The sequence below is a fragment of the Enterococcus sp. DIV0755b genome (assembly GCF_051713765.1).
Taxonomy (GTDB): domain Bacteria; phylum Bacillota; class Bacilli; order Lactobacillales; family Enterococcaceae; genus Enterococcus_C; species Enterococcus_C canintestini.
On record NZ_JBIOQN010000001.1, the window covers coordinates 38,036 to 55,890 of the forward strand.

General features: G+C 37.5%; 14 protein-coding genes and 1 pseudogene. 5 read left to right on the forward strand and 10 right to left on the reverse strand.

Annotated elements, in window-relative coordinates; translation table 11 throughout:
* Positions 1 to 137 precede the first annotated feature (137 nt).
* The 6 genes from leuD to nox all read right to left on the reverse strand — a co-directional run bounded on the left by leuD (position 138) and on the right by nox (position 7,101).
* A complete protein-coding gene (gene leuD / locus IGI65_RS00305) occupies positions 138 to 728 on the reverse strand; it encodes a 3-isopropylmalate dehydratase small subunit (RefSeq protein WP_438772880.1) in 591 nt (196 codons plus the stop codon).
* Positions 728 to 2,113, reverse strand: a complete 1,386-nt coding sequence (gene leuC / locus IGI65_RS00310; RefSeq protein ID WP_438772881.1) for a 3-isopropylmalate dehydratase large subunit — start codon at positions 2,111 to 2,113, stop codon at positions 728 to 730. Before leuC ends, leuD begins: the two co-directional genes overlap by 1 nt.
* Positions 2,114 to 2,166: 53 nt before the next feature.
* A complete protein-coding gene (gene leuB / locus IGI65_RS00315; RefSeq protein ID WP_438772882.1) occupies positions 2,167 to 3,219 on the reverse strand; it encodes a 3-isopropylmalate dehydrogenase in 1,053 nt (350 codons plus the stop codon).
* 24 nt (positions 3,220 to 3,243) lie between these two features.
* Positions 3,244 to 4,761, reverse strand: coding sequence for a 2-isopropylmalate synthase (locus IGI65_RS00320; protein ID WP_438772883.1), 1,518 nt, complete (start codon positions 4,759 to 4,761; stop codon positions 3,244 to 3,246).
* Positions 4,762 to 5,069: 308 nt separating this feature from the next.
* Positions 5,070 to 5,606 (reverse strand): ClbS/DfsB family four-helix bundle protein, encoded by a 537-nt coding sequence (locus IGI65_RS00325; protein WP_438772884.1) that lies wholly within the window; start codon positions 5,604 to 5,606, stop codon positions 5,070 to 5,072.
* Between the two features lie 160 nt (positions 5,607 to 5,766).
* Positions 5,767 to 7,101: a H2O-forming NADH oxidase gene (nox, locus tag IGI65_RS00330; RefSeq protein ID WP_071865253.1), complete on the reverse strand. Its 1,335-nt coding sequence runs from the start codon at positions 7,099 to 7,101 to the stop codon at positions 5,767 to 5,769.
* A 389-nt stretch (positions 7,102 to 7,490) separates the two neighbouring features.
* Here nox and IGI65_RS00335 point away from each other — a divergent pair, with 389 nt between their 5' ends.
* Positions 7,491 to 8,117, forward strand: coding sequence for a pentapeptide repeat-containing protein (locus IGI65_RS00335; RefSeq protein ID WP_438772885.1), 627 nt, complete (start codon positions 7,491 to 7,493; stop codon positions 8,115 to 8,117).
* A gap of 1 nt (position 8,118) precedes the next feature.
* On the opposite strand, the pseudogene IGI65_RS00340 reads toward IGI65_RS00335, so the two are convergent.
* Positions 8,119 to 9,024: pseudogene (locus IGI65_RS00340) on the reverse strand (magnesium transporter CorA family protein).
* Positions 9,025 to 9,112: 88 nt separating this feature from the next.
* A complete protein-coding gene (locus tag IGI65_RS00345) occupies positions 9,113 to 9,772 on the reverse strand; it encodes a deoxynucleoside kinase (protein WP_438772886.1) in 660 nt (219 codons plus the stop codon).
* A 530-nt stretch (positions 9,773 to 10,302) separates the two neighbouring features.
* Here IGI65_RS00345 and mvk point away from each other — a divergent pair.
* Genes mvk through fni form a run of 4 tightly spaced genes read left to right on the forward strand, consistent with a single transcriptional unit; the run spans position 10,303 to position 14,399 of the window.
* A complete protein-coding gene (mvk, locus tag IGI65_RS00350; RefSeq protein WP_071865250.1) occupies positions 10,303 to 11,238 on the forward strand; it encodes a mevalonate kinase in 936 nt (311 codons plus the stop codon).
* Positions 11,231 to 12,205: a diphosphomevalonate decarboxylase gene (gene mvaD, locus IGI65_RS00355; RefSeq protein WP_438772887.1), complete on the forward strand. Its 975-nt coding sequence runs from the start codon at positions 11,231 to 11,233 to the stop codon at positions 12,203 to 12,205. The genes mvk and mvaD overlap by 8 nt, the downstream gene beginning before the upstream one ends.
* Positions 12,206 to 12,235: 30 nt before the next feature.
* Entirely contained in the window at positions 12,236 to 13,342 is a 1,107-nt protein-coding gene (locus IGI65_RS00360; protein WP_071865248.1) for a phosphomevalonate kinase, read from the forward strand.
* Entirely contained in the window at positions 13,332 to 14,399 is a 1,068-nt protein-coding gene (gene fni, locus IGI65_RS00365) for a type 2 isopentenyl-diphosphate Delta-isomerase (RefSeq protein WP_438772888.1), read from the forward strand. Before IGI65_RS00360 ends, fni begins: the two co-directional genes overlap by 11 nt.
* Before the next feature lie 82 nt (positions 14,400 to 14,481).
* Here fni and IGI65_RS00370 read toward each other — a convergent pair whose 3' ends face one another.
* A complete protein-coding gene (locus IGI65_RS00370) occupies positions 14,482 to 14,955 on the reverse strand; it encodes a hypothetical protein (protein ID WP_438772889.1) in 474 nt (157 codons plus the stop codon).
* Positions 14,956 to 15,157: 202 nt separating this feature from the next.
* Entirely contained in the window at positions 15,158 to 17,764 is a 2,607-nt protein-coding gene (gene adhE / locus IGI65_RS00375; protein ID WP_071865245.1) for a bifunctional acetaldehyde-CoA/alcohol dehydrogenase, read from the reverse strand.
* Between the last annotated feature and the right edge of the window lie 91 nt (positions 17,765 to 17,855).

The window sequence follows — 17,855 nt, forward strand, 5'->3', positions numbered from 1 at the left end:
CGAAAAATTCCATCTAAAAAAACGCTACTTTCTTATAGCTAAAAAATCATTACGTTTTTCATTAAAGGAATTTAACCATCAAAAAAATCCTTATCCCAGCAAAATCGTGCTATGCTATGCTTTGATAAGGATTTTTATTAACGCCAATAACTTGGCATCATTTTATTTTCATATTGTGTGATGAGTGCTTCATCTTGTAAAGTGATTCCAATTTCATCTAAGCCATTGACTAATTTGTATTTCCAGCTTTCATCTATTGTAAATGGAAATTCAGCGGTGGCAGTTTTAACGACTTGGTTGGGTAAATCAATCGTAATTTCTACTTCAGGCGCTAAAGCTGCCAACTTTTTACGTGCTAATTCATCTAATACAATCGGAAGCAAACCATTTTTAGTGGCGTTCATATAAAAAATGTCACTAAAACTACCTGCGATTACTACCTTAAAGCCATAATCCATTAAGGCCCAAGCAGCGTGTTCTCGCGAAGAACCCGAGCCAAAATTATCACCTGAAATTAAGATGGTTGCTGCTTTGTACTGAGGATAATTTAAAACAAATTCTGGATTAGGCGTGCGATCTGCTAAATAACGCCAGTCATCAAAGAGAAATTCACCAAATCCTTTTTTATCGACTCGCTTTAAATAAGTCTTTGGAATAATTTGATCTGTATCTACATTGTTGTTCATAAAAGGAACAGTCTTACCTGTATATACTTTAAATGCTTCCATTAACCAACCGCTCCTTTCACAAGTTTGCGCACATCCACAAAAGTACCATTTAACGCAGCCGCTGCTGCCATCGCAGGACTACACAAATGTGTTCGGGAATTTTTCCCTTGGCGACCGACAAAATTACGATTCGAAGTGGAAGCACAGTGGACAAATTCCGGCACCTTATCAGGATTCATCCCTAAACACATAGAACAACCCGGCTCACGCCATTCAAAGCCAGCTGCTTCAAAAATTTTATCTAAGCCTAATTTTTCTGCCGCATGTTTTACAGGTCGTGAACCAGGGACCACTATTCCAGTCACACCTGCTTTTATTTTTTTACCCGCAATAATTTTAGCGGCCTCTTGCAAGTCAGAAAGTCGTCCGTTCGTACAGGAGCCAATGAAAACATATTCTATCGGAATATCCTGAACGTTTTGACCTGGCTGTAAATTCATATAGTCATAAGCCAATGCATCGTTATGATCTTGAATTGGCGGGAATTCTTTGTCAACCGCGACTCCCATCTCGGGATTTGTTCCCCATGTTACAAAAGGCGCGAGACTTGCGGCATCTAATTCTATCAAGCAATCAAATGTTGCTCCTTCATCACTATAAAGTGTTTGCCAATCCTCAATTGCTGCTGCCATATCTTTTGGTGCATATTGACGCTGGGCAACGTAATCAAATGTCTTTTGGTCTGGTGCCATTATTCCGATTTTCGCACCACCTTCAATTGCCATATTGCAAATTGTCATTCGTTCTTCCATTGATAGATTTGAAATGGTGTCGCCAAAAAATTCAGCGGCATATCCCACTCCAAAATCAGTTCCATATTTAGCAATTAAAGCTAAAATAATATCTTTTGCATAGACTCCAGGTTGCAGCTGGCCAGTTACTTTAATTCCCAATTTTTTAGGCTTTTTTTGCCAGATTGTCTGTGTCGCAAAAACATGTTCGACCTCGCTTGTTCCAATACCAAACGCAATGGCACCAAAAGCACCGTGGGTTGCTGTATGGGAATCGCCACACACAATTACTTTACCTGGTTGTGTTAATCCCATTTCTGGCCCTACCATATGAACAATACCCTGATTTTCAGAACCATTATCACAGAGTTCAATCCCAAATTCCTGACAATTTTGGCGTAGTGTATCAATTTGTTTTTTGGCAATCAGATCACTAATCTGATGAATATTAACAGTAGGCACATTATGGTCCATTGTTGCAAAGACTCGATTTGGACAACGAACGGTGCGTTTGGTTTGTCGTAACCCCTCAAAAGCTTGGGGCGAAGTCACTTCATGAATCAATTGCAAGTCAACATACAATAATTGCGCCTCTTCTTTCTTGCCTTTAATGACATGGCGGTCCCAAACTTTATCAAAAAGTGTCTTTTTCATCTCATTACCTCCCATAAGCTCAAATAATAGAATTTAACTATCACCGCCAAAATTTAACTTTGAATTTTTTTAATCACAGCTGCGGTAAATTCATCTGTTTTAGCATTACCACCTAAATCTGGCGTCACAACGCCTTCATTCATTACCGCAAAGACCGCATCTTCAATTGATTGTGCCATTTTTTCTTCCTGAAAACTTTGACGTAACATTAAAGCTGCAGACAAAATCATCGAAGCCGGATTTGCACAATTTTTCCCAGCAATATCTGGAGCTGAGCCATGAATGGGTTCATACAAAGAAACGCCATTTTCACTGTGACTTGCACTTGGTAAGACTCCTAATGTTCCAGGTAAAACAGAAGCTTCATCACTTAGAATGTCACCAAATAAATTTTCAGTAACAATTACATCAAAATCCGTGGGCTGTTGCACAATACGCATAGCACAAGAATCAACTAGCTGATGCTCCAAAGTACAGTCAGGGTAATCTTTAGCAACATCTGTCACCACTTTACGCCATAACTTGCTGGTCGCTAAAACATTGGCTTTATCAACAGAAGTGACTTTTTTCCGTCGTGTTTGTGCTAGCTGAAATGCTTTGTGGGCAATGCGGGCAATTTCTGTTTCAGTATAACGACAAGTATCGTAAGCTTTTGTTTCTTGTAGTTGTCTTGGTTCGCCAAAATAAATTCCACTAGTTAATTCCCGTACGACAATAAAATCTGTCCCTTTCACAATTGCTTCTTTGACTGGTGATAAAGGTAATAACGCATCTGGGACACAAATTGGACGAATATTAGCAAATAAGTTTAGTGCTTTTCTTAAAGCTAAAAGTCCTTGTTCTGGGGTTTGTTTAGCTTTTTCCCAAGGCGAGCCTATAGCTCCGCCAATGGCCCCTAATAAAATAGCATCGGCATCATAGCAAGCCTGAAGCGTTGCTTCAGGTAAAGCTTTACCACTAGCTTCAATGCCTGCACCACCAAAAAGTTGATTATTAAATTGAAAATTTTGCCCATAATTTGATGCAGTAGCTTGCAAAACTGCAATGGCACTCGCCATGATTTCTGGGCCAATACCATCCCCGGCTAAAACTGTAATTTTTTTCATTTCTATTCTCCTCGCCTTAATAAATTATGCTGAAAAATTTTTCAAACTACCGCTGGCTTGGACATAAGCTTTAGCAGATGCCTCTAAAACATCAAAATCTATCCCAATACCATTAATTCTTTTTTTCGTTTTGGGACACTCTAAAACAACTCTCACTTGTGCTTGGGCATCTTCACCAGCAGTTAAGGCGGTAATTTCATAACTGACTAAGGTTGGTTTCTGAGAAAAAATCTGGTCAATGGAATTATATATCGCTTGAATGCTACCAGAACCAATTGCAGAGGCAACTTTTATTTGCTCCTCACTATTTTTAACTGAAACAATCGCCCCTTGATGACCATTAGAAACATATTGCAACTGGACTTGCGCCAAATGAAAGGCAGTCTGGGATTGCCGATCTTGATCGGCCACTAAAGCTAACAAATCATCATCTGTAACTTGTTTTTTCTTATCGGCTAAATTTTTAAACTGTTTAAATAGTGGCTTTATTTCCTCATCAGCTAAGGTATAACCCAATTCTTGCATTTTGGTGACAAACGCATGACGACCAGATAATTTTCCAAGTGGCAATGAATTGGTGTTCACTCCAACTAATTGAGGCGTAATAATTTCATAAGTTTCAGGATTTTTTAACACCCCATCTTGATGAATTCCAGATTCATGCGCATAAGCATTACCGCCTATCACCGCTTTATTTTGTGGGACAGAAATCCCAGAAAGTCGCGCCACCAAATCACTAGTTCGCTTTGTTTCTTGCAGTTGAATTTTACTTTCACATTGATAAAAATCTTTACGAATATAAAGAGCAACTGCCACTTCTTCTAGCGCAGTATTGCCAGCACGTTCGCCAATGCCATTCACCGTACCTTCAACGCGGGTCGCACCATTTTCAATAGCAGCCAGTGCGTTTGCTGTTGCCATCCCCAAATCATCATGACAATGAGAAGAAAAAACAATTTCTTCTGAACTGTGAATATTAGCCAACAAAAATTTGAATAATACGCCATATTCTGTGGGATTAGAATAGCCAACCGTATCGGGAATATTAATAATCGTAGCACCGGCATCAATTGCAGTTTGAACTGCGGTTAAAAGGAATTCTTTTCTAGTACGGGTAGCATCCTCAGGGGAAAATTGAACTTTAGCAAATTTAGTCTTAGCATAACTGACATGTTCTTTAATGGCAGCCAACACTTCTGCTTCTGTCATTTTCAATTTGTACTGCATATGAACATCACTGGTGGCTAAAAAAACATGAATCTGTGGAAAGCGGGCATATTGAAGAGCTTCATAAGCACGATCAATATCTTTTTTCTGGCAACGAGCTAATCCTGTAACTGTCATCTTCTGAACGGCTTTTGCAATCGCCTTTACTGCTTCAAAATCCCCTACTGATGCAATCGGAAAGCCAGCTTCAATCGTATCAATTCCCCATTTTTCTAACTGTAAGGCAATTTGCACCTTTTCTTTGGTATTAAAATTGACACCTGGGGTTTGTTCGCCATCTCGTAACGTTGTATCAAAAAACTGAATTGCCCTCATGATATTTCCTCCTCAATTATGCAATGTTTGACAACTTATCTTCTAAAAAAAATTATAAAAAAAGCATTCCATTAAGGGATTAACCGTTAATGCAATGCGAATAGGACTCTTAAATTACCCAAAGAGTCCTCAGCTATAATAATAAATTCATCATAAATGGAGAAGTTGTCATTTTCATCACCTGCTTGTTTGTTACAAACATCATAAAGCTTGATAAAAACGATGTCAACAGTTTATTCTAAATTTTCTGAATATTCTTTTTTTATTTACTTAAATTCGTTGAAACAAAAAAGATAATTTATACTAACTTAGTTTGCTAAACTCTTTTTAAATTTCCGAATTTTTTTTAACGCCCACTCATAATGACTGGCAGTTGCCGAGACAAAATAGCTACCTAAAGTAGTTCCTCCTACCCAAGGAAATACTCCTTTTTCAAATAATTCATCATTGGAAAATTGTTCGGCTAAGTCCATGACCTTTTGATGCGTTGTTTGTACGAGTTCAAAGGCTTCTTCATACGTTGTACTTTGATGTTTTTGCCAAAATTCTATATTCATCTCCCCATAATTTCTCCAATTATAGCCTGCTTTTAAAAATGGTTTTGCTTCACCTTTTTGATTGGTTTCTACCCATGTCAGTAATAGCTTGTGCCATTCATACAGATGAATCAAAACGTCACGTAAATTTTTATCCCGCTGCCAATGAGCTTGCTTTTCTTTTTCAACATCAAAAGTAAATGTTTGCGTTAATGCACTTTCCGGCAATGTTTTTAGTAGCGCTACCATTTTGTCATAGGATTGCTCTGCGGCTTGTAACAACTCTTCTTTATTCGTAGGTCTTGCCATTTTCCCCCTCCTTTTGCTTTTTAATATAGAGATTATTTATAACTAGATTCTATTTTATTTTACCGAATAATAGAATGAATTAAAAGAAAAGTCCTGTAAGAAAAAAAACGCTAAGCTCAGTAATAAAACTGAAACTTAGCGTTAAACATTTTATGCTATTTTACTCTGCAGCTAAAGCAGCCATAGTAATGTAGTTGTAAGGTTGGTTGAAGTGTGGCAAGAAGAAAATATCCAATAACTTCAATTCATCAATCGTCACATGTTTACTAATCGCAAGTGAGAACATGTGAATCCCCATTGAAATATCTTCAGTAGAAGACATTTGTGCCCCCACGATTCGACGAGAAGATGCTTCATAGACGATACGAATTTTCACATCACCGTTTTCTTCTTTAATAAAGCCTGGTTTTTGCAAATCTTCATAATCAGTATATTTTACTTCCATGTTGTTCTTTTCAGCAGCAGCAACGGATAACCCAGTTGAAACCATGTTAAAGCCAAAGATTGAAATCCCATTTGAACCTTGGACGCCAGCAGACTCAACTGGTGTGCCACCAATATTGTGACCTGCGACAATCCCTGTTCGTACTGCATTAGAAGCTAGTGCAATATACGTTGTGGCATCTAAAGCGTTCGAATAAATCGTAGCACAATCTCCTACGGCATACACATCAGGATCACTCGTTTGTTGATGACGATCAACTAAATAAGCGCCATTGGCAAAAAGTTCCAAATGATCTTTCCCTAGTTGTGCGTTTGGACCAAAACCAATTGCATTAATGACCATATCAACCGGATATTCGCCTTTTTCAGAAATAACGGTATCGACTCTTTCAGTCCCTTTATATTCTTTAATTAGTTCGCCAAAGTGTAGTTCAATGCCATGATCGGCTAAGTTTTTGTCCATGTCATCGGTAAACCATTTGTCATAATAAGATGGTAATGAACGATCAGCAGCATCAAAAAGCAATACATTTTTGCCCCGACGTTTCGCAGCTTCGGCAATTTCAACACCAATATAACCGGCACCTACAACAGCTACTGTTTTCACGCTGTCTTTTGCCATTTCGCGATCAACTTCTTGCCCTTCTTGGAATAATTTCAAAAAGTGAATACCAGCTAAATCATGTCCTGGTACTTTTGGTGAGATTGGGCGTGAACCAGTTGCTAAAATAATTTTGTCATAGCTTTCTTCAAAAGTAGAACCGTCTTTTTTCTCACAGTAAACGATTTTTTTATTAAAATCGACATCCGTTACTGAAGTTTCCATGTAGATTTTTGCGCCTTTTTCTTCAAAAGCCTCTTTGTTTGTATAAAAAAGATCTTGATAACCATCAATTTGACGACCAACCCATAACGCAGTTCCACAACCTAAATAACTTAAATTGGTATTACGATCAATCATCACTACTTCTTGATCTGGGTAATTATCTAATAATGTGTTTGCCGCTGCAATACCGGCATGGTTGGTTCCGACAATAATTGTTTTTGTCATTTCTAATTCCTCCAATATTTAAATCATCCTTACTACTTTTTTCACAAAATATTTTAAAAAAGTACAAAGGAAACTATCCGTGAAACATGCTATTTTCTGTTTCCGTTTACATTTTAGAAAAAAACAAATTGAAAGGCGATTATTCTGCTTGTGAATCGCTAACATCTTATTTATAACAAGAATTCCTATTCAAAACCTTGAAATAATCCGTTTTCAAAATTAGAAATTTATGAGATGGAATTTTTTTCACAATAATTATTCTAAAAAAAGAAATATTTTTAAGTAGATTGAGGTAATTCACCATCACAATTTATCATCATAATTTGTTTTTATGGTTCTATTTGGCTAAAATGCAAAGTAACAAAAGCTCTAACGAAAGGAGTCTTAAAATGAAACAACCGGCACCTCCGCAACTTCCCTCATTAACATCAGCTGATTTTTTTATTGAAGATGAAGCTTTTTTTGAAGGACAACAATTTGTTTTAGCTGACTATAGCTATTTAACTGCTAAAAATATGATTATCAGACAAAGTACACTGGAAAAAATTACACTCCATAAAGCCCGTCTCGATAATTTCGAGGCGAGCAACGTCATTTTTTACAATTGTGATTTTTCCAACATTGAATGGCTCAAAGCTAGTTTTCACCAAGTTGTATTTGAACAGTGTAAACTAACTGGGGCGAATTTTGCCGAAAGTTATTTACGTGACTGCAAATTTCACGATTGCCTGTGTGATTTTACATCTTTTAGCCAAAGTAATTTAAAATTTGTCCAATTTTCACAATGTCGTTTAACAGAAAGTGAATTTTATAACATCAAGTGGCAACACCTAACATTAAGTCAAAATGATTTAACTAGAAGTAACTGGGGGCACACATCGTTAAATAAACTAGATTTTAGCCAAAATGAATTTCAACAGATTTTTTTAGATTATACTGCTTTAAGAGGACTTGTTGTTAACCCGCAACAAGCTTTGGTCATTGCTACCAGTTGTGGACTAGTAATTAAAAATTAACTTACTTTATCCGACGCCACATCGCCAAAAGCATCCACACGGATAAGCCAAGGCTAATTAGCATTGCAATTGCCCAGCCAAAAACAGAATTAGAAAATGGTAAGGGCACGTTCATACCAAAAAAGCCGGTAACGATAGTTGGTACAGTTAGTAACAAAGACCAAATGGTTAAAAACTTCATCGTATCGTTTAGATTATTATTTAAAAGATTGTTATAGGCACCTGAAAGCTGATCGATTACTTGTGAAGCTAAATTCGTCATCTCCACCGCTTGTTTAGCCTCAATTAAAGCATCATCCAACTGCTCTTTTTCATTATCATGTAAGCGATGGAAAATACTCAAAGCTCGAATTTGTTGCAACAAAACCGCATTTTGCTTTGTCGCAGTTACTAAATAAACTAACCCAATTTCAAGGTCAGACAGTTCCAGCAAGTTCTTATTCGTGGTGCGTTCTCTTAGTTATTGATTCAAGCGCATCCTTTCACTATTCACTTCTTCAATTAAAGGAAAAAAGGAATCTGAAATTAAAAAAAGGGTATGAAAAAGTAAACTATATTCGCTTTGATTACTGCTTTTATGCAATAAATTTTCCATCATATCCGTGACATAGCCAGTATGGTCTGTCGTAAATGAAAACAGATGATGTTCTTTAATGATAAATGTCATCGGGCTTGTCTCATAGTGATTATCTGTTTTATGCCGGTGCGGCACATTATAGACTAATAAAAAAGCGTGTTCTTCTGCGTCATACTCCACGCGAGCACGTTCGTTTTTATCTAATGAATAGGTTAGCATCTCATCACTTAGTTGGTATTTTTCTTGCAGCTCTGTCAAGGTCGTAACACTATGGTTATCGACTTGTACCCAAAATGAGGCGCCATTATTAAACTCTCGTTTATGTTCCATTTTTCACCCCGCCTTATCTACTTAGTCTAATTATAACAAAAAACGCTAGAATCCCTACTCATAAGTCTGGATTCTAGCGTTTTTTCCTTTAACCAATAAACTCCATTTGACGAATTTCTGCCAATTTATCATCAATCAATTGAATGACTTCTTTTGCAGCTGCTTCATCTTCTACAAAGTTCAATAAGTCCCCATCAATTTGCAATTTCGGACTTTCATGATAATTTTCAAACCATGCATCATATCGCTGATTTAATTCTTTATAATAATCATATAAACTTGGATCATATTCTAACTGTTCAAAATCACGACCCCGTTTTTTAATCCGAGCTAACATAGTTTCAAAAGAAACTTTGATGTGAACTAACAAATCAGGATGTTTTTTTTGCGCCGCATAAGGCAATTCTTGCATCATATTGGCTAACAATTCATCATACACTTGTACTTCTGTTTCTGTCGCACGGCCTAAATCGGCATTTAAATGAAATAACAATGAATCCTCATAAATTGAACGATCCAACACATTATCTTCATGGCGTAATGCTTGTTTAATACTATCAAAGCGCTTATTCAAAAAGTAGATTTGCAATAAAAACGCATATTTGTTTGGATCTTGATAAAACAGTGGCAAAACTTCATTGTCATCAACTGATTCATAAAATGCCTCACTGTTTAAATGATTGGCTATCATTTCAGTTAAACTTGATTTACCTGCGCCAATGGTACCTGCTAATACAATCACACTCATGGACCTCCAACTCACCTATCACTAAATATTGTGGTTTATCACTACTTGCAACACTATACCCCACAACATTTAGTTACGTCAAATAAGAAAATACTCACCAAAATACCGACTTATTTGTCAAAATCTATTCGCCGTGCGGTTTCAAAATCAATCCAAAGTGCTATTAATTATTTTACTTTTAATTTAATTTAGTAAAGACAACTTTCTATATTTTTAGCTTTTAAAAGCGTAAATTAGAAAAAGAAGTTAAAAAAAACTATTAAGAAAAAATTGAAAAGCCTTGAAATTTTTCATAAAGCCTTAACGATTCAGCAAATTTTTAGTAGAATAGACAAGCAGTACATAATTTTCTAATAGAAAAAATCAGCAAATATCTTCTGACAGCTAATAAAGATAATAAAACTATTGTTTCTTAAGAGTGAAAAGCGCAATATTTTAAAGTAGACGAAAAGAATATTTGCTCGCATGTCACAAATTAGCATGCGGAATAGATAAAAACTTAAAAAATAAAGTAGAAATGAGGCATTTGCATGAAATCCAGTGGTGAAGGGAATGCCAATGGTAAAATTATTTTGATGGGTGAACACGCTGTAGTTTATGGTGAAGCAGCGATTGCCTTTCCTTTTCAACCAACCCATGTAACAGCTGAAATAACAGACCATCCTTATGATCAATTACGTTCTGGCTATTTTGTTGGCCCCCTTATCAAAGCACCCAAAAGTTTGGAGAATATTAAAACATTGATTCGTCAATTACGGCACGATTTCACTGCTCCCCCTGTGCAAATTACCATTTCAAGTACAATCCCCGCAGAAAGAGGGATGGGTTCTAGCGCTGCAGTGGCGGTAGCGATTACCCGCGCTTTTTTTGATTGGCAAAATTCACCCGTGAGCCATGAAACACTGTTAAAGTATGTGAATTATGCGGAGAAAATTTCTCATGGTAATCCCAGTGGTATCGATGCCGCTGCGACTGCCGGCAGTGAACCAATCTTATTTCAAAAAGGTGCCGCTTTTGAAACTTTTCCTATTAACCTTAGCGCTTTTTTAATTGTCGCCGACACTGGCGTCAAGGGTAAAACGCGCCAGACAGTCAAAGCAGTAGCACAGCGCTTTGAACAAGATAAAAAGACCACTAGCGCTTTGATTAAAGAACTTGGTGATTTGACTTTAAAAGCCAAACAGGCGATTTTAAATAATCAAGCCCGTTATTTGGGCGAATTAATGAATGCCGCTCAAAAAAATTTAGCTGCTTTACAAGTAAGCGATCAAACACTAGATAATTTAATTGCTGTAGCCACAAAAAATGGTGCACTCGGCGCAAAATTAACTGGTGGCGGTAAAGGCGGCTGTATGATTGCCTTAGCTGCTGATTACACCACGGCTAAAAAAATTGCTACCGCATTAACTAACCAAGGTGCCAAAGCAACTTGGATTCAAGAATTAGGAGTTTATCAATATGCTTAAAGGAAGTGCCAAAGCACATACCAATATCGCTTTAATCAAATACTGGGGCAAAGCCGATGAAGATTTAATTATTCCCATGAACAATAGTCTTTCTTTGACCCTTGATGCTTTTTATACTGAGACATCGGTCACCTTTTCAGAGGAATTGACTACAGATATTTTCTATTTAGATGATGTCTTACAAGATGAAGCGGGAACAACAAAAATTAGTCGCTTTTTAGATTTAGTTCGTAAAAAAGCTGATTGTCCACTTTTTGCAGAAGTTAAAAGTTACAATCATGTGCCAACCGCTGCTGGTTTAGCATCTTCTGCCAGTGGCTTAGCGGCGCTTGCGGCAGCTTGTAATCAAGCGCTGCAACTAAATTTATCTGACAAAGATTTGTCTCGTTTGGCCCGCCGCGGTTCAGGTTCGGCCTGTCGCAGTATTTTCCCTGGGTTTGTAGAATGGCAAAAAGGCACCAGTGATGAAACTTCTTTTGCAGAACCTGTACCAAGTAGTGGCTGGGAAGATGAACTGGCGATGATTTTCATTTTAATTAACGATCAAGAAAAAGATGTGTCTAGTCGCGACGGTATGCGTAGAACAGTAGAAACTTCGGCATTTTATCCCGGTTGGTTACAAACGACACCACAAGACTTAGCCAGTGCTAAAATTGCGATTCATGCCCAAGATTTCAATAAACTAGGAGCAATCACTGAAAACAACGCCTTAAAAATGCATGGTACAACTCTTGCCGCTGTGCCACCATTTACTTATTGGTCACCGGATAGTTTAAAAGCTATGAACGCCGTGAAAAAAATCCGTGCAGCTGGCCTAGCTTGTTACTTTACAATGGATGCAGGTCCCAATGTTAAAGTCTTATGTCAAAAAAAAGACGTCGCAAAAATTGAAGCAGAGCTGGCAAATTATTTTGAAAAAGAGCAACTAATTACCGCTTTTAGCGGACCAGGTATCACGTATTTATAAACATGGGTAACATTAACAGGAGGAATTCAAATGCTTGTGGAAGCTTCGGCCCCAGGAAAACTTTATATTGCAGGTGAATATGCTGTTGTTGAGCCGGGACATCCGGCCATTATTATTGCAGTCGATCAATTTATTACCGTTACAATTACCTCTGCAACCAAAAGCGGCAGTATTCAATCCGCCCAATACAGTGAATTACCAGTAAAATGGACCCGTCGCGGTGGGGAATTGGTTTTAGATATTCGCGAAAATCCTTTTCATTATATTTTAGCAGCGATTAAAATCACCGAAAAATATGCCCGTGAACAAGGTAAAGAACTGGCTTTTTTTGATTTAAAAGTTACAAGTGAGTTAGACAACTCCAATGGTCGCAAGTATGGTTTAGGCTCTAGTGGCGCTGTAACTGTTGCGACAGTCAAAGCGCTAAGTGCCTTTTATGAGTTGCCTCTAACGCCAATGATGACGTTTAAACTAGCCGCTCTTGCCCATTTAGAAGTCCAAGGCAATGGTTCTTGTGGCGATATTGCTGCCAGTTCTTATGGTGGTTGGATTGCTTTTGCAACATTTGATCAGCAGTGGTTAAAAAAGGAACAGCAAAGTGAAAGTATCACTAATTTACTCACTAAAGAGTGGCCTTATCTTACCATTACACCGCTACCAGAAGTCCCTCACTTACGTTTATTGATTGGCTGGACAGGTTCTCCAGCGTCGACTTCTGATTTGGTTGATCAGGTGAATGAATCAAGAGCAGACAAGCAAACTTCTTATGAAGAATTTTTAGCTGATAGCAAAACTTGTGTAGAACAAATAGTCACTGGGTTTCATCAGCAAGATATCAGCCTAATCAAACAAATGATTAAAAAAAATCGGCGCCTATTAAATGAACTGACTCAAATCACAGACGTTGTCATTGAAACACCTGCTTTAAAAACATTATGTGATTTAGCTGAAAATTACGGTGGTGCAGCCAAATCTTCTGGTGCTGGCGGAGGCGACTGTGGCATCGTGATTACTGATCAAAAAAGTGGGATTTTACCGTTAATGAGCGTGTGGGAAAAAGCAGGAATTACCCCCTTACCCCTCCACGTTTATCATTATCCAAATCCTACTATAAAAAGGAGTTCCCATGAATCGTAAAGATGAACACATTCGTTTAGCCAAAGCCTTTCATAAAGAAAAAAACAATGATTTTGATGCTATTCGCTTAATTCATAATCCTTTACCGCAAATTGCTACAAATGATGTTAGTCTACAAACAGCGGTTTTAGACCATGAAGAAGCTTTTCCTTTTTTTATCAATGCTATGACAGGTGGTTCACAAAAATCACAACAAATCAATCACGATTTAGCCCTAGTCGCAAAAGAGTGCAATTTGATGATGGCTACAGGCTCTGTTACAGCTGCTTTAAAAGATGAAAGTGTGCAAGATAGTTTTAAAATTGTCCGCAAAGTCAATCCTGATGGTTTTTTCTTAGCGAATATTGGCGCTCATAATGATTTAGAAAATGCCCAAAGAGCGGTGGAATTATTTGGCGCAAATGCCTTACAAATTCATTTGAATGCTCCGCAAGAATTGGTAATGCCAGAAGGTGACCGTGCTTTTGGCGATTGGTTGGATAATATCGCTGAAATTGTAGCAAAATTAGACGTTCCGGTAGTTGTAAAAGAAGTCGGTTTTGGTATGACCAGAGAAACAATGTTGCAATTAATTAGTGTTGGTGTACAAACCATTGATGTCTCAGGCCAAGGGGGAACAAGTTTTACTCAAATTGAAAATGCTCGTCGCCCCAAACGTGAAATGGCTTATCTGAGTGAATTTGGACAATCGACTGCTATTTCATTATTAGAAGCCGCACAAGTCACCCGTTCATTTGAAGTGATTGCTTCAGGTGGGATTCGCAATGCTTTTGATATTTTCAAATCCCTCATCTTAGGGGCAGACACAGTAGGTATTTCTGCTACTATTTTAAATCAACTGCTCAGCCACGGTGTAGACGCGACAATTGCCATGATTGAAAGTTGGCAAGAAGATTTAATCTTGCTTTACACGATGGTGGGCAAAAAAAATACCCATGCTCTTGAAACGGTTCCGGTTATTTTTACAGATGAAGTGTGGCAATGGTGCCAAGCACGGGGAATTGATGTTAGAAAATATGCAATTCGCGGGCAAAATGAAATTCCTTTCCGTTTTTAATCATAAAACGCCAAGCCACAACTTAGATTTTTTCTAAAAGTGGTTTGGCGTTTTTTATAGATGACAAGTTAGAAAAGTATACTTAGCGTTTAAATAGACGCTTAAAAAATCCTGCTTTTTCAGTAGTATTTTCTTTTTTATGAAGTGGCGTCTTTGTAGCCAAGTCAACTGATATATTGGACTCTTTTTGCAAAGTTCGATTTAACTCAACAATGCCTTTTAAACTTTCAGACATACGCCGAATCGCACCTTCTGTTACCTTAAATTGTTCAGCAGCATCGCTTTGTTCTGCTGGACTATTTAATTGAGCAAGAATAGCTTGAAGCAATTGCGCTTGTTGTTTTAAAACAGCATTAATGGGATAAGTTTTTAGCTCTGGGGTGTCTATTTCAAAGTTTACGTAATCGGTCACAACTGACAAACTTTCAATGTAATCGAGTAAATCGTGTTGAAGTGTGGTGATGGATAAATCTTGAGTGGGATTTTCAATTCGCTCGACTAATTTTTTTAACAACTCCTGAGATTGCTTGAGCTCTTTTACTTGTGCTAGTACCATCGCTTTGCCTTCTTCCTTTTTCCTTCTTATCTTTAATATTAGGTTACTCCTAAGAAAAGTCAACTACTCTACTACAAATTTAAATTGTGGCCTTTTTTATCAGCATATCGTTACAACTTACATTAACTTATACACTTTACTTTCATAAAAAAATCCGTCCTAGCTGCTAAGAGGCTAAGACGGATTTTTAACTTACATTTAATTATGCTTTTGCATTGTATGCTTCAACAATGATACCTTTTAATTCAGAAATTAAAGGTTCTTTTGGATTAGCTGTAGTACATTGATCTTCATAAGCAAGTTCAGCCATGCGGTCAACAGTTGTATCCAATGTTTGTTGTGTAACGCCTTGTGCTTTCAAGCTCATATCGATACCAACAGATTTACCTAATTCGTAAACTGCAGTTGCTAATGCTTCGACTAATTCTTCAGTTGTTTCACCTTTAAGACCTAAGAATTTCGCAATATCCGCGTAATCTGTGTCAGCACGGAAGTAGTCATATTTAGGGAACATTGCATGTTTTTGTGGGTCTTTGGCATTGTAACGGATAATATGCGGTAATAAGATCGCATTTGTACGTCCGTGAGGAATACCATATTCGCCCCCAATTTTATGCGCGATTGAGTGACAAATACCCAAGAACGCGTTGGCAAAGGCCATACCTGCCATTGTAGATGCGTTATGCATTTTTTCTCTTGCATCTGGATCAGCTGTTTTCACTGAATTTTCCAAGTTGTCAAAGACAAGTTTGATTGCTTGTAAACTTAAACCACGAGTATAATCAGATGCCATAACAGAAACATAAGATTCAATTGCGTGTGTTAAAACGTCCATCCCTGTATCAGCAGTAACACTTGCTGGCACTGACATAACAAATTGAGGATCGACAATCGCAACGTCTGGTGTCAATGCATAGTCAGCTAATGGATATTTCACATGTGTATCGCTATCAGTAATAACGGCAAATGGTGTTACTTCTGAACCAGTACCTGAAGTTGTTGGGATACATACAAATTGTGTTTTTTCAGGTTTGCCAATTTTGTAAGTCCGTTTGCGAATATCTAAGAATTTTTGTTTTGCGCCAAAGAATGAAGTATCTGGGTGTTCAAAGAACATCCACATGCCTTTTGCCGCATCCATTGCAGAACCACCACCAAGCGCAATTACTGTGTCTGGTTGGAAAGCATTAAAGACTTCAAGACCTTTATAAACTGTGTTTGTTGAAGGGTTTGGTTCAACATCTGAGAAGACTTCAATTTTCACATCGTTTTTGCGACGAGCTAAAACTTCACGTACTGTATCCGCATAACCAAATTGCACCATACCTGGATCACAAACGATCATGACACGTTCAACGTTTTCCATTTTTTCCAAGTATAATAATGAGTTCTTTTCAAAGTAAATTTTTGAAGGTAATTTGAACCATTGCATGTTATTTCTCCGTTTCGCGATAGTTTTAACGTTGATTAAGTTGATCGCAGATACGTTCTTAGAGACAGAGTTACGACCGTAAGAGCCACAACCTAATGTTAATGATGGAATCATTTCGTTGTAAATATTCCCGATACCACCTTCAGCAGATGGAGAGTTTACTAAGATACGGCAAGCTTTCATCTTCAAACCATATTGTAATTGTAAATCTTCATTTTCAGTGTGGATAACCGCAGTATGACCAAGTCCACCTAATTCCAACATACCTTGAGCTAAATCAAAACCATGTTCTGTACTTTGAGCTTTCATCATCGCTAAAACTGGTGATAATTTTTCACGAGATAATGGGTAATCAGCCCCAACACCGTCTAATTCTGCGATTAACATTTTAGTGCCTTCAGGAACTTTAATACCTGCTAATTTGGCAATTTCAGTTGCAGGATGACCAACAATTGCAGGGTTAACCGCATATTTGCCTTCGTTCATAACTGCATCTTCTAATTTTTTCAATTCTGATTTTTTCACAACATAACATTGATGTGCTTCAAATTCAGCTTTAACTGCAGCGTAAATTTCTTTATCAACGATTACACCTTGTTCAGAGGCACAAATCATACCGTTATCAAATGTTTTTGAAACGATAACGTCATTTACTGCACGTTTAATTTTCGCTGTTTTTTCGATATAAGCTGGTACGTTACCGGCACCTACCCCTAAAGCTGGTTTACCAGTTGAGTAAGCTGATTTCACCATGCCAGGACCACCAGTTGCCAAGACAATTGCAACACCTGGGTGGTTCATTAATTTTTGCGTTGCTTCAATTGAAGAATGTTCTTTTTCAATCCATTGAATACAGTTTTCAGGAGCACCTGCTGCAATCGCTGCATCACGAACGATACGCGCTGCTTCTTTTGAACATTCTTGCGCAGATGGGTGGAAAGAAAAGATTACTGCGTTAGCAGTTTTCAATGAGATCATTGCTTTAAAAATAGTAGTTGAAGTTGGGTTAGTTGTTGGAACAACTGCTGCAACGACCCCAACAGGACCTGCAACTTCGATTAGACCTTTTTGTTTGTCTTCGCCGATTATGCCAACTGTTTTATCATGTTTAATTGAGTTCCAGATATATTCTGAAGCATACATATTTTTGATTGCTTTATCTTCGACAATCCCACGACCAGTTTCTTCAACTGCCATTTTTGCTAAAGGCATATGTTTGTCTAAAGCAGCCATTGCCATTTCATGTACGATTTTATCTACTTGTTCTTGGGTAAAGTTTTCCATTTGTTTTGCAGCTTCATTTGCTTTTGCTGCTAACTCGTCGATTACTACATCTGTATTGATTACTTTAACTTCTTTTTCCAATGTCTTAGCCATTGTGTTCCTCCTAAAAGTTGGGTAATTTTCTTTGTTAACCATTTCACATACAGAACTATACACTATAAATTTTAGCTTGTAAATAGTTTTT

Excerpts from the sequence above, each read along its gene's own strand:
- IGI65_RS00335 (WP_438772885.1), top strand. The coding sequence starts at position 7,491 with ATGAAACAACCGGCACCTCCGCAACTTCCCTCATTAACATCAGCTGAT.
- leuD (WP_438772880.1), bottom strand. The coding sequence starts at position 728 with ATGGAAGCATTTAAAGTATATACAGGTAAGACTGTTCCTTTTATGAAC.
- IGI65_RS00345 (WP_438772886.1), bottom strand. The coding sequence starts at position 9,772 with ATGAGTGTGATTGTATTAGCAGGTACCATTGGCGCAGGTAAATCAAGT.
- fni (WP_438772888.1), top strand. The coding sequence starts at position 13,332 with ATGAATCGTAAAGATGAACACATTCGTTTAGCCAAAGCCTTTCATAAA.
- mvk (WP_071865250.1), top strand. The coding sequence starts at position 10,303 with ATGAAATCCAGTGGTGAAGGGAATGCCAATGGTAAAATTATTTTGATG.
- adhE (WP_071865245.1), bottom strand. The coding sequence starts at position 17,764 with ATGGCTAAGACATTGGAAAAAGAAGTTAAAGTAATCAATACAGATGTA.
- leuC (WP_438772881.1), bottom strand. The coding sequence starts at position 2,113 with ATGAAAAAGACACTTTTTGATAAAGTTTGGGACCGCCATGTCATTAAA.
- leuB (WP_438772882.1), bottom strand. The coding sequence starts at position 3,219 with ATGAAAAAAATTACAGTTTTAGCCGGGGATGGTATTGGCCCAGAAATC.
- IGI65_RS00320 (WP_438772883.1), bottom strand. The coding sequence starts at position 4,761 with ATGAGGGCAATTCAGTTTTTTGATACAACGTTACGAGATGGCGAACAA.
- nox (WP_071865253.1), bottom strand. The coding sequence starts at position 7,101 with ATGACAAAAACAATTATTGTCGGAACCAACCATGCCGGTATTGCAGCG.
- IGI65_RS00370 (WP_438772889.1), bottom strand. The coding sequence starts at position 14,955 with ATGGTACTAGCACAAGTAAAAGAGCTCAAGCAATCTCAGGAGTTGTTA.
- IGI65_RS00325 (WP_438772884.1), bottom strand. The coding sequence starts at position 5,606 with ATGGCAAGACCTACGAATAAAGAAGAGTTGTTACAAGCCGCAGAGCAA.
- IGI65_RS00360 (WP_071865248.1), top strand. The coding sequence starts at position 12,236 with ATGCTTGTGGAAGCTTCGGCCCCAGGAAAACTTTATATTGCAGGTGAA.
- mvaD (WP_438772887.1), top strand. The coding sequence starts at position 11,231 with ATGCTTAAAGGAAGTGCCAAAGCACATACCAATATCGCTTTAATCAAA.